Origin of the sequence: Leptobacterium meishanense, from assembly GCF_037645805.1 — a bacterium.
Classification (GTDB): Bacteria; Bacteroidota; Bacteroidia; order Flavobacteriales; family Flavobacteriaceae; genus Leptobacterium_A; species Leptobacterium_A meishanense.
In genome coordinates, this window is the sequence record NZ_JBBEXE010000001.1 from 130,776 (window position 1) to 142,888 (window position 12,113).

Sequence of the window (12,113 nt, forward strand, 5' to 3'; positions counted from 1 at the left end):
GCAAATACCAAAAACAATGAAAAAAATATTGATTCCAACCGATTTCTCTGAAAATGCATGGAATGCATTGCAATATGCACTCGATTTGTATAAAGACGAAACATGCAATTTTTTTATTTTAAACGCATATTCGCCACCTATAGTAAGCCCTACCAACCCTATCACATCTGCCAGTACTACGAAAGTGTTGCTGGATGTTGCAAAAAAATCAGCTGAAGAAGGTTTAGCTGCTGTTATGGCGCGTATAAATGAGTCTTATAGTAGCTCAAAACACCAATTTGAAACAATAGCATCCTATGATTTTCTTGTAAGTGCCGTGAAGGAAACGGTAAAAGAAAAGGAGATTGACATGGTTGTTATGGGAACCAAAGGGGCCAGTGGCCTTAAAGAAGTTATTATGGGAAGTAATACCGCAGGCGTTATTGGTCATATTGAGTGCCCATTATTGGCCATTCCGGAAGAGGCTGTATTTAAACCATTAAAGGAACTGGCTTTTGCCACTGATTATGCGTATTATCATGAACGGTTTGAATTGGCTGAATTACTTGAACTGGCGCAAAAGTACAACGCTTCTATTTGTGTACTGCATGCCTTGGAGCATAAAGACGGGTTGAGTAAAGAACAAGAGTTGGTCCGACAACATTTGGATGAATTGATGGAGCCTATTCAACATAGCTTTCACACCCTTACCAGGGTTTCACTGGAAACGGCCACACGGACATTTACACAGAGCAGGGATATTGATATGTTGTGCATGGTTACCAAACACCATTCTTTTTTAACCCGGTTGTTTGGTAAGCCCCGTGTAGAAGAGATTAGCTTTCATACCAAAATTCCGTTGTTGGTATTAAAAGAGGTAAGTTGACTGCATAGGAGCAAAGTTCAAAATATTTAGGACTCGTTCTAATACTATTTATGAGGTTTTGTACAGAACATCCTTCTTAAAAACACATATCCTTAGCTTCATCTTTTAATTTTTTTCAAAAAGAATAGTAACTTTTTTTTGGTTAAAGAACAAACACTATATTGCGTTTTCGTTTTTAATTTAAGAGCTTCCAAATTTTGAACATGAAAACACTTAAACATGAGTAAAATAAACAACAGCATAACATTAGGTTTAACAATAATTGCATTCATCATAACTACAAATTTAAGGGCGCAGCAAACGGCTATAGAAGATATCCAAGTGAGTTATTACCAAAAAGTACCTATGAGAGATGGTATAAACCTGTCTGCCAATGTTTTTAAACCAAAAGATTTAAAAGAGCCTTTACCGGCTATTATGGTTTTAACACCATATAATAATGACCATAACACCGAGAGGGGTATTTATTTCTCGACCAATGGTTATGTGTTTGTTTCAGTAGATGCCAGAGGGAGAGGAGATTCAGAAGGTACATTTATTCCTTTTGAAAATGAAGGAAAGGATGGCTATGATGCTATAGAATGGATAGCAAAGCAGCCATGGTGCAATGGGAAAGTAGCTGCCATGGGAGGTTCATATAAAGGAATGGTACAGTGGCTTACTGCTAAAGAACACCCTCCTCATTTAACAACTATGGTGCCTACGGCTACTATTGCTCCAGGAATAGATGCGACATGGACCAATAACATTTCACATACTTATAATTTAAATATTTTATCCTATGTTGCAGGAAAAATTACAAACACAAAAAATTTCTTTTCGTCATATAATATGGCTAAGATTGATCAATATTACAGAGACCATGACTTTCCTTATATAAATTTACTAGATGCTATAGATTCTCCAGACAAAAAGATGCAAACTATCTTTAAACGTTGGTTGTCACACCCTACGTTTGATTCGTACTGGAAAAACATCCTTCCAAAAATGGAAGATTACAAAAAAATGGACATTCCTATTTTAACAATTACAGGATATTTTGATGGGGATTTACCAGGAACTTTTTACTATTATAATAACTATCAAAAGTATGCAACTCAAGCGAAAAAAGATAAAACATATATGATTATAGGCCCTTGGGATCACTCTGGAACAAGACGTCCAGTTGATAAGCTTGGAGGTTTAGATTTCGGTGAAAAATCAGTTATAGATATCTTTGAGCTACATAAGGAATGGTTTGATTATACTATGAAAGATAGTGAAAAACCAGAATTTTTAAAAGATCATATCACTTATTTTAAGATAGGCCCCGATGAATGGGATTATGTCCCAGACCTAGAATCTTTGTCTAATGAAAAATATACTTATTATTTATCGTCTCCGAATTCTAACCCTCAGGACATTTTCAACTCTGGTTTATTAATGAAAACACCGGTAAATGAAAAAGATGCCGATTTTGTTATTTACGACCCGTTAGAACCGCGGATATTGATTGAAGATGGTACTAATTATTTAACAACCCAAACCTATATTAATGAGAAAGGACGGTTGTTTTACCATAGCCCTATATTAAATGAAGCAATTGAATTATCAGGCTTTATGGAGCTAAATTTATTTGCTGAAATTAATACGCCTGATACTGATTTAGAGTTTAGAGTTTATGAAATAAAAGAAGATGGAACTAGTGTATGGCTTGGAAGTGGGATTATGCGTGCACGGTTCAGAAATTCAAACGAAGTTGAAGAATTAATTATTCCTGGTAGTGTTAATGAGTATAGAATGAAATCTTGGTTCATGCTTAATCGTACACTATCTAAAGGTAGCAGGATACGTTTAATGTTTGGGTATTTAGACTCTCCGGAATATCAAAAAAATTACAATTCCGGAAAAGATGTTTCTTTAGAAACCTCAAAAGATGCAAGAACAGCTACAATTAAACTATATAAATCAAAAAAATATCCAAGTAGGCTAGTGTTGCCTGTTAAGATTAAAAAATAATTGTTAAGACTAAGCAGTTTGTATGAAACTTAATGTCCTATAATAAGGCTGATTTTTTTATTATCATATGAAGATATAAAGGTGGAGGTATTAGATCTTGTTCTTTATAATTAGTATATTTAGGATTGAATCAATTTATAAAAACCAATGCAGTATGAATGTAAAAGAAGTCAAAGCTTATGGCACCGAATCGCCTGAAGCACTTATAGAGCAAATGAACATTAATCGTAGGGAAGTAACTCCAAAAGATGTTGAAATAGACATCCTTTACTGTGGCGTATGCCATTCCGATTTGCATTTTGCCCGGAACGATTGGGGCTTTAGTGTATATCCTGTAGTGCCGGGACATGAAATTGTAGGCAAGGTTATTAAAGTAGGGGAAGGGGTCACTAATTTTAAAGCCGGTGATATTGTTGCTGTGGGATGTTTGGTTGATTCATGTAGATCGTGCAATAACTGTAAAAATGATTTGGAGCAATACTGTCCGGAGTGGGTTGGTACATATGGAGGGCATGACACGCATTTAGATTCGCCTACATTTGGCGGTTATTCCGAAAGTATCGTAGTTGACGAACATTTTGTTTTAAATATCCCTGAGAACCTTGATCTTGCCGGTGTTGCACCAATACTCTGTGCAGGGATCACCACATGGTCGCCCTTACGGCATTGGAATGTTGGAAAAGGCAGTAAAGTAGCAGTGGTAGGGCTTGGCGGATTGGGGCACATGGCAATAAAGCTGGCAGATGCATTGGGCGCAGAAGTAACGTTATTTTCAAGATCGCCTAATAAAAAACAAGATGCTCTGGACTTAGGAGCCGATCAGGTCATTATATCGACTGATGAAGAGCAAATGACCAGTGTCCAAAACCATTTTGATGTTATTATAGACACTGTGCCATATGCTCATGATATCAATCCATACATAGGAACCTTGAACACAAATGGTACTTTAGTGTTAGTAGGCTACCTAGGGCCTTTAGACCCTATGTTGAATTCAGTCCCTATGATCATGGGACGTAAAACTGTTGCGGGGTCTTTAATCGGTGGTATTGCAGAAACACAAGAGCTCTTGGATTTTTGTGGTAAGCACAACATCACATCGGAGATTGAGGTTATCAATATCCAGGACATCAATACTGCTTATGAACGGATGCTTAAAAGTGATGTACATTACCGGTTTGTAATTGATATGAACTCACTTAAAAGCTAAAAGTTTACCTATTTAAATAGCAAAGGGGTGTTCTGTGTAATTTAATATTGTATTTTACATAATATAAATTATAGAACAAATATTATAATATAACAATTTGTGTACAGCTTGCTGTTTTGCATAATATCAGATATAACAACACGAAGTGTTTTATACTAGTCTCTAATTTGCTCAAATTTCTTTTGAATTCTATTAAGAGATTCTTTACTTACCCCACATTCTTTTGCGATATTAGGCCATTTCGATATAGCATCTTGTACTTCTTCAATTATTTCAGATGGCTTACTAATACTAAACTCTTCGGCTAAAGTCAAAATGTTTTGTCTGCCAGGATTTGCACCTTCACCTGCTACTCTTGTACTGTGTTCATCAATTGCCGTTGATGAATATGTCAAATCATAAGCTGGAGCTAAAGTCCAATTACCAGAATCATCCATTAACCATGAGAAATTTTTAGAATGATCATCTCTATTATGGCTGTAAATATTAAATGCAGCAAGACGTAACACTTTTTTACGAGCAGCAGCAGATTGTTCTAATATATAAGCAGTATCGATAATATGACCATAATCTATACTACTTCTGCGAAAATTGTCATGAGTTAATCCAGCCATTGAATGCATATGAACTCTGTTATTACCAATTCTATCAAAGCGCTTAGTTCCAAATATTTGTAACCCTTTTTTGCTTTCAAGTAATTTACATTCACTCATTTCAATATTTGCAGCTAATGCCATTTTATAATAGGCATATTCAATATTTGCTATATCTAAGGGATCTTCCGAGCTAGGAAACTTGATAATCCAATGTTCAAAATCTTCTGGAAGAATATTATAACCATGCATTAATTCATCTGTTTTCAGGTTGTAACCAACATTCGCTTTAGGCCTTGCTCCTCCCGAAGAACCCCCTAAATGCATTAATTCTTCAATTACTTCTGCACTAGTTCCTTTATAAACTTCATCTATTACTGTTTTTAATCTGTCAATATTAATCTTATCACTAAAGTTTTCTTTATTTTTTATTGCAGGTCTATATATAAGTGCTCCCCTACCTGTTTCACCAATATATGCCAATTGATCTAAGATATTTATATCATTCAATGATAGTCCTTCTTTCTCTAGAGCTCTATTTAATAATAACATTCCCCATCCATCGGGTAATGAATCATCAAAAACCCCAAATATTCCATGAAAAGGATCTGGATTTGCAATTTGAATACTATTGTCAAATTCTAGTCTTATTGGTGATAAATTAAAGCCATGAGCTAAAAATTCATCATCATATTTGAAGTGAACCTTTCTATTGTCTAATATTAACTTTCCAACCGCTATTTCATTTCCAGAAAATTTAATTGAAACATTAATTCGTTTTCTGCGTTCTTCTCTTTTTTTAAGATTTGATTTCCTCATTAATATTGTTAAGATTCAAATAGTTGTTTTATTCTTTGATTATCTTTTGGAGGAAGGAGAATATCTTCAAATTCAGAAAGCCTTTTTAAAGATTCAACAATTTTAAGAAGAGACTCAAGAGATATCTGACCAGTTGTTTCAAACCTCTTAATACTCCCATATGAAACATCTGATTTTTCAGATAATTCCTGTTGAGTCCACCCCTTTTCTTTTCTTAATGCTACAACGTTTTGTGCAATTAATAGAAGAATATCAGACGGTACTTTATTAATACTATACTTTCCCATAATAGATAACATATTGTATAAATATACAAAAATCAAACCAAATGGACAATATATTATCTACTATATTTTATAATTATGTAAAATAAATTGATAATAAAAGAGAACAATAATTAGTAATAAACCTTTTGTCTTGATGCAAAAGAAACAAAAAATCAAGACTGCATATAATTTTGGAAACAGGAACGAACGTTAAGAAAAGGTCTTGTAGACCTTTTTAGTGAAGTTGCCAGCTGGCGCGAGGCGCTCGTTACTTTTATTTGTATCCAAATACAATCATCCACTGGATAATTGCATTTGTATAGCCTAAAATATGGTCGTTACACTCGCCTATTGTTTTAACCAAAATTTTATGAGGTCGTTTTTATAATTTTAAACCTTTTTTTAATTTAATTATTTTCTCAAAATAACCCCTTAATTCTTTATCATTAGGATTTATATAAAGTCCAAAGCCAATTTGTCCAATTAAATGGTCTAAGTAATTTCTTTTATCCATTCCAATTCTTCCTATATGACTATCTAAACCAAATTTATTAATGTAATATAATATTTGTCTCAACTCTCGTCTTTTGTATTTTGTTAGCTGTGGCTTCTTATTAACTAATACGCCTGTAACTATTTGACGTTGACTATTCAGCATAAGTTTGGTCTTATTGTTGTTTAATTTAAATCCCTTGCGGGATAATAAATCTTCCACCATTACCTTTAATTCATTTTCATCAAAATCTCCTGAAAAAGTTAAGTCATCGGCATAACGTGTATATCTTATGTTTCTTTCAATACAATATTCTCCGATTTCTTTATCAATATCTTTCATTATTAAGTTTGAAATATATGGACTTGTTGGTGCTCCTTGCGGCAGAACTTCTTTTAAACAACATAATTTTGAGAGATACTTAGATATTGTATCAGAATATCCAACATCTTTGAAAATATTATAGACCTTATCATAAGTTATAGTTGAAAAAAAATCCTCTATATCAATTGAGTATACTTTTTTTTGATTTTTATGAAATTTTAGATTGTCTTTTAGGCCTTTATTTTTGATGTATGCTTTTGCATAGTTACTTGAATTTATTTTGTAGAGAATATTATATAAAATCCAATGCTGAATATTCTTAAGATTTGGAAGTGGCTCTTGAATTTTTCTGATACCACCATTCTTTTTAGGAATTTTATAATAACGATAATATGCATCCGAATGTTTAGAAACAACGGCTGCTTGAATAATATAATCTCTTTTGAAGCCAGTGAGTTTACTTAAATGAGTTAGGTTGTATATTATTGGAACATTATTATTCCATAATTTTTCAGAGTAAATTAAACATTTTATTATATTCTTTTCAGAAAATCCTAAATTTTTGGCTCCTTCTCTAAATTCTTCCTTATATGTTTTAAAACTAAATATCATAAATCTCAAAAGGGGCTTTAAAGCCCCTGTATTTGGAAGGGCGATTCAAGGGTTTGTGAGTCCTCGAACAAAGCTTTGAATCGCCAATGCTCTGAAAAATATATTCTCTATAATGATGGAGCGACTCGCTCATCGTTACAAATTTAGTCATTTACAATTTAAAAGTCAAGCTCATCCTCTGATGGTATAAATATTTTATTATTTGCAATTAGCTCATCAATTTTGCTTGATATTTTAGGCAAAACAATTTCTTCAAACCCATCATAATTTAACTGCTTACCAAGTTCTTTTTTTAATTCATCACCTTTTTCTGTTAATTTTAATTCATCATTTTCAAATTGAGCATTACCTATTTCTATTTCATTTTTTATTAAACTTTTTATCTTTAAATAATCATACCCTATTTTATTTAAATCATCAATATTGCCGTCATTACCTATTATGGTTAACAACAAATGTTTTATTTCTACAGATAAATTATTTGATTCACTCATTTATTATAAATTTTTCTTCTTGGAAAAGGTGCAGGTATACTTTTTGTTTCATGCCAAAACACAGGTAAAGTATTATTTGGACACTTATTCATTATAGAAATCAAGGCCTGAGACTCCTTATAACCCAAAGATAAATCTATTTGGCATCTCAATGTATCTTCCATTATTTTGACCTTTGCTATATTTAGATCAACTTCCTCCTTTGAATTATAATAATCTGTAATTGCTCTTTCTTTTATTTGAGCTTGAAATACTTTAGTGTTATGTTTTTTAAAAACGTTTTCAATTCCTTGTTTCAAGGATACTAATGACAAAATAATTGTATTTGATGAATCAAATTTTGAAGATTTATAATAATGCTTTAAAATATTGTTTGCAGTATCTCCGGTACCGATAAAATCATCTACTAAAATTAATAAATCTTTTTTTTTGTTAAAAACAGATTTAAACCTGCTGTAATTTTGCGGGAATATAAATTTTGAACTATTACTTAAACCTCGGTATTCAGAATTTTCAATAATAGCTAAAATATTTTCGCCACTTTTATTTTTGGGTCTATCTACAGTTTTCTTAAAAAAAACAGCTTTTATATAATGCCATATATTCAATAATAAATTATTTCCCTTATTGCTTTTTATTAAACTTAATTCTGGTTCAACTAATGGTAATATATATATCTTTTTAGACTCGTTTAAGATTGATATATCAATACTTCTGTATGCTTCAAAAAACAACGAAGTAATTTCAATTAGATCAATCCTATCAAATCTTTCAGTAAGTTCCAGAAAAAGGCTTCGTGTATCTTCAGGCAGTCTTTTTAATCTATCAATATACTTATTGTACAATGATAGTTTCAGTTCTATATCCGGTTCCATTTCCCAGCCTTTATTTTCAAAGATTTGGTCTACCTTTAACGTATATGATGCCTTTAATTTATTTGCTGCCATAAAATTTATTAAAGCTAATCTATGTAAAATAATTTAAATTTAATCATTCCACACACATTCTACTTCCCTCCTGCCGTCGGTTCGTAAAAAGCGTGTTCCATTAACTTTAGTAGAAGTAACTGTTAGGCTAAATTTTTTTTAGAAGCTTATCTGGTAAACTTTCGCTTTTATCCAAATCGAGTTTACGAGATTCATGAACTCAAAAATTTAAAATCATAATTTGTGAATAAAGCTCAAGTTACATAACGCGTGTACATTATAGGACAAATGTTATAATGTAGTAATTTGTGTACAGCTTGCTGTTTTGCATAATATCAGATATAACAACACGAAGTGTTTTATATCGATAGTAATTATGCAAAAAACTATTTGAAGAATTAAAACGCTAACACCATTCGTAGCTTGCATAAGGTACGTACACTATGGTGTACTACCCAATAGCTATTTTACGCTCTGGGTTTGTTTTATATTTATATATGTGTCCGTACAAATAATGTATTTTATTCTTTAGGACTTTCAGTTTTAGTAACACGAACGGCATTCATTCCTTTTAATCCTTTTTCTAGTTCAAAGGTTACGCTGTCATTTTCTGTTACATCATTAACAAAAGAGCTAATATGCGTAAAATATTTTTCTTGGGTTTCAGAGTCAATAATGAACCCATAACCTTTAGCAATATCAAAATAGCTCACTTTACCCCTACGCACCGGGTCAATTTCTTCTTTTATTTTTTTAGGGGTACTTATTTCTATACTATCAATATCTACAGCTATTTTAAGGTTTTTTTCTACAGGCTTATTGGTTAAGGCTCCAAATTGATCAACGTAAGCAAACGGAATTCCGGAATTTTCTTCTTTTGAGGCTTTACGTTCTTCTTTTTTCTTTCTTTTCTCTTTTTGCTTCTTTTCTCTTTTCTTTTCTCTTTCGATTTTACTAAATGATTTTTGTGATTTTGACATTTTTATTTACTACATTAATTATATTGTTTCTCTTAAGTTGCGCTTCCTTTGCTGATTTTTATAAAAAAAGCCATCCTAATTGATGGCTTTTTCGTGTTATTTGAATTGCTTATGCTAATTGCACATTAATAGCACTCAGTCCTTTTTGACCTTTTTCGATGTCAAACTTAACTTTGTCGTTCTCGCGAATTTTATCAATGAGGTCATTTTTATGTACAAAGACATCTTCGCCTGAATCTGCCTGTGAAATAAAACCAAACCCTTTGACATTGTTAAAAAACTTTACGGTACCTTCTTTCATGATTATTACTTTATTTTTATTTATTATGCTATTTATAAATTGTTTTATCATTATTTATATGTTTTAAATTAAATTTCATTTTTACGTATTTCTATAGGTTTTTTACCTAAGCTATGGAGCATTTGTACATGATCTCCTATTGCATGTATAAAACTTCTTTTAACATTATAGGGCAACCCAAATTCTTGTGCTGTTTTCTTTACAATATGGGCTAGCTTTTTATAATGTACATGGCATACATTCGGTAAGATATGATGTTCAATTTGGTGGTTTAATCCTCCTAAAAACCAAAAAAGAATGTTGCTGTTAGGTGAAAAATTAACTGTTGTGGAAAATTGATGCCTATACCAATTATCGTTCATGACCCCTTCTTTATCAGGTAGTGGAAATTCATTTATTGGCATAATATGAGCTACTTGGAATACTAGGCTTACCAATAACCCGGTGACAAAATGCATGCTGACAAATGCAAGTAGGATAACCCACCAGGGCGCGGACAGCATAATCATTGGTATTAGTATAGCGTAGCTAAAATAAAATAGTTTCCAAGCTATCATACTTACAAGGATTTTGTTATAGTCCTCTTTGTTGTCTATATACCCCATATTTCTATAACGTTTTAGACGAACAAAATCTTTAGTTGTAACCCAAGAGAGTGTTGATATTCCATAAAAAAACCATATATATATATGTTGAAACCGATGCACCCAGTAATGTTTCGCATGGGGTGAAAACCGTAAGAAAAACGGTGCATTGAGATCGTCATCTGCATGATTGATATTTGTATATGTATGATGCAACATATTGTGTTGTATTTTCCAAATAGCCGCATTGGCTCCAATCAGGTTAAATGTATATCCTAAAAGAGTGTTAACTTTTTTGTTTTTTGAATATGCCCCGTGTATTGCATCGTGCATTACCCCCATTCCAATACCGGACATGCCTATGCCGCTAATAATATACAATCCAAAAATGATAGCTACAGAAGTTACCATTCCTGTTGAAAGAATAGCTAGAGGCACAAAAAATAGGCTTAGCATAATGATGGTTTTAACTTTCATCGCATCATTTGCATTTTTGCTTTTGCCATTTGTTTTAAAATAGGCATTCATCCTAATTCTTAATGTTTTTGAAAAGTCGGAATGCTTGTTTTTGGGGAATATTGGATTTTTGATAATGTACTTTATAATGTTATAATGGATTAAAACATACCATAAAGTATGCCATAACCGTTTTAAGTTATATACGCTTCATACGCTATAACAATTAAATTATTAAAGAAACAATGGATTGATTAAATTCTGAAGAAAATAAAAAAAGCTACTCTAACAACTAATTTGTGGTAAAGATAATTGAATTCATCTTAGTATTTACCAGAATTACGTTAAATTTTTAATAATGAATTGACGTCATGACTAAATTGTGAAGGTGCTACTATAGTAATACAGTTGTAGATATAAAAGAACAGATCATTTTATGGAGTTACTTTATAATCTCATTTAAAATCTATCTTTTGTCTTGATGTAAAAGAAATATTTACGAACACTTGAAACAATATTAATGCGTGAGCTAAACAAAAATTATGCTTTTATATGTAGTAATAAAACGCTTAAGACACAAAGATGCTTGTCATTATTATATGTGTATTCGTATTCAGTTCTCTTCCTTTAAAATGGTATGGGCCCAATCCGTTTCCTATCTCATCACTAATTAAAAAGCGAACCTGCCAGATATTCCTACCGGTATTATTAATAACTATATTTAATAAATGATCTCCTAAATTGAGAATAGGGGTGCCAATGGTTACCTCCTTGTGAGATTGGTTTGTATTTAAGGTTTTTCCACCAATTCTATTACCATTTATAAAAACTTCTGCCTCGTCATCTACTTCATATAGCGTAATGAACAACCTGCCTCCTGCTCCAAGCCTTATGGAATCTGTGCTATGGTATATTATTCTAGGTCCCAGCCATTCTTTAACACTATTAATTACCATATTGAGGAACTGAGGGATTTCATCAACTACCTTTTTAGCCCCAGTTTTTAAACTTTCTTCAACAAAAGCCTCTCCTATTTCTTCAGGTGTTTTTGCTTTATCAATGACCCTTTCATCATCGTAACTACCCGGAGAAACAGAAGGGGGCGAATCAATAGCTGCTTTATTTGAATCAGTTGGTGTGGACTGATGTGGAGCAGTATTCTCTCCTAGATTATCTTCCATAACTATATCAT

The 12,113-nt window shown here is 32.2% G+C and carries 12 protein-coding genes; 3 read left to right on the forward strand and 9 right to left on the reverse strand.

Translation table 11 applies throughout. From position 1 onward, the window contains the following. Positions 1 to 16: 16 nt before the first annotated feature. The 3 genes from WBG21_RS00595 (at position 17) to WBG21_RS00605 (ending at position 4,073) form a co-directional block, all read left to right on the forward strand. The gene (locus WBG21_RS00595) at positions 17 to 865 is read left to right on the forward strand and encodes a universal stress protein (RefSeq protein ID WP_340073705.1); all 849 of its coding nucleotides are present in this window, start codon (positions 17 to 19) and stop codon (positions 863 to 865) included. Positions 866 to 1,084: 219 nt separating this feature from the next. After that, a complete protein-coding gene (locus tag WBG21_RS00600; protein WP_340073707.1) occupies positions 1,085 to 2,863 on the forward strand; it encodes a CocE/NonD family hydrolase in 1,779 nt (592 codons plus the stop codon). A 154-nt stretch (positions 2,864 to 3,017) separates the two neighbouring features. After that, positions 3,018 to 4,073 (forward strand): NAD(P)-dependent alcohol dehydrogenase, encoded by a 1,056-nt coding sequence (locus tag WBG21_RS00605; RefSeq protein ID WP_340073709.1) that lies wholly within the window; start codon positions 3,018 to 3,020, stop codon positions 4,071 to 4,073. A gap of 155 nt (positions 4,074 to 4,228) precedes the next feature. On the opposite strand, the gene WBG21_RS00610 is transcribed toward WBG21_RS00605, so the two are convergent. From WBG21_RS00610 to WBG21_RS00650, 9 genes are all read right to left on the reverse strand, one after another. After that, positions 4,229 to 5,485, reverse strand: a complete 1,257-nt coding sequence (locus tag WBG21_RS00610) for a type II toxin-antitoxin system HipA family toxin (protein WP_340073711.1) — start codon at positions 5,483 to 5,485, stop codon at positions 4,229 to 4,231. Between the two features lie 8 nt (positions 5,486 to 5,493). Further along, positions 5,494 to 5,772 carry a helix-turn-helix domain-containing protein gene (locus WBG21_RS00615; protein WP_340073713.1) on the reverse strand — a complete coding sequence of 93 codons (279 nt, stop codon included), beginning with the start codon at positions 5,770 to 5,772 and terminating at the stop codon, positions 5,494 to 5,496. Positions 5,773 to 6,133: 361 nt separating this feature from the next. Then, a complete protein-coding gene (locus WBG21_RS00620) occupies positions 6,134 to 7,180 on the reverse strand; it encodes a reverse transcriptase family protein (RefSeq protein WP_340073714.1) in 1,047 nt (348 codons plus the stop codon). Positions 7,181 to 7,338: 158 nt separating this feature from the next. Continuing rightward, on the reverse strand, positions 7,339 to 7,674 hold the full coding sequence (locus tag WBG21_RS00625) for a hypothetical protein (RefSeq protein ID WP_340073716.1): 336 nt from the start codon (positions 7,672 to 7,674) through the stop codon (positions 7,339 to 7,341). Continuing rightward, on the reverse strand, positions 7,671 to 8,621 hold the full coding sequence (locus WBG21_RS00630) for a phosphoribosyltransferase-like protein (RefSeq protein WP_340073718.1): 951 nt from the start codon (positions 8,619 to 8,621) through the stop codon (positions 7,671 to 7,673). Before WBG21_RS00630 ends, WBG21_RS00625 begins: the two co-directional genes overlap by 4 nt. A gap of 500 nt (positions 8,622 to 9,121) precedes the next feature. Next, complete coding sequence (locus WBG21_RS00635; RefSeq protein WP_340073721.1) at positions 9,122 to 9,580, reverse strand: cold-shock protein; 459 nt, start codon at positions 9,578 to 9,580, stop codon at positions 9,122 to 9,124. A gap of 109 nt (positions 9,581 to 9,689) precedes the next feature. Then, complete coding sequence (locus WBG21_RS00640) at positions 9,690 to 9,881, reverse strand: cold-shock protein (RefSeq protein ID WP_340073723.1); 192 nt, start codon at positions 9,879 to 9,881, stop codon at positions 9,690 to 9,692. Positions 9,882 to 9,949: 68 nt separating this feature from the next. Then, complete coding sequence (locus tag WBG21_RS00645; protein WP_340073726.1) at positions 9,950 to 10,993, reverse strand: fatty acid desaturase family protein; 1,044 nt, start codon at positions 10,991 to 10,993, stop codon at positions 9,950 to 9,952. Positions 10,994 to 11,490: 497 nt separating this feature from the next. Further along, entirely contained in the window at positions 11,491 to 12,102 is a 612-nt protein-coding gene (locus WBG21_RS00650) for a hypothetical protein (RefSeq protein WP_340073728.1), read from the reverse strand. Positions 12,103 to 12,113 lie beyond the last annotated feature (11 nt).

Bases quoted from the DNA above. Each gene is read 5' to 3' on its own strand.
- WBG21_RS00595 (WP_340073705.1), top strand. From the start codon at position 17: ATGAAAAAAATATTGATTCCAACCGATTTCTCTGAAAATGCATGGAAT.
- WBG21_RS00600 (WP_340073707.1), top strand. From the start codon at position 1,085: ATGAGTAAAATAAACAACAGCATAACATTAGGTTTAACAATAATTGCA.
- WBG21_RS00605 (WP_340073709.1), top strand. From the start codon at position 3,018: ATGAATGTAAAAGAAGTCAAAGCTTATGGCACCGAATCGCCTGAAGCA.
- WBG21_RS00610 (WP_340073711.1), bottom strand. From the start codon at position 5,485: ATGAGGAAATCAAATCTTAAAAAAAGAGAAGAACGCAGAAAACGAATT.
- WBG21_RS00615 (WP_340073713.1), bottom strand. From the start codon at position 5,772: ATGGGAAAGTATAGTATTAATAAAGTACCGTCTGATATTCTTCTATTA.
- WBG21_RS00620 (WP_340073714.1), bottom strand. From the start codon at position 7,180: ATGATATTTAGTTTTAAAACATATAAGGAAGAATTTAGAGAAGGAGCC.
- WBG21_RS00625 (WP_340073716.1), bottom strand. From the start codon at position 7,674: ATGAGTGAATCAAATAATTTATCTGTAGAAATAAAACATTTGTTGTTA.
- WBG21_RS00630 (WP_340073718.1), bottom strand. From the start codon at position 8,621: ATGGCAGCAAATAAATTAAAGGCATCATATACGTTAAAGGTAGACCAA.
- WBG21_RS00635 (WP_340073721.1), bottom strand. From the start codon at position 9,580: ATGTCAAAATCACAAAAATCATTTAGTAAAATCGAAAGAGAAAAGAAA.
- WBG21_RS00640 (WP_340073723.1), bottom strand. From the start codon at position 9,881: ATGAAAGAAGGTACCGTAAAGTTTTTTAACAATGTCAAAGGGTTTGGT.
- WBG21_RS00645 (WP_340073726.1), bottom strand. From the start codon at position 10,993: ATGAATGCCTATTTTAAAACAAATGGCAAAAGCAAAAATGCAAATGAT.
- WBG21_RS00650 (WP_340073728.1), bottom strand. From the start codon at position 12,102: ATGGAAGATAATCTAGGAGAGAATACTGCTCCACATCAGTCCACACCA.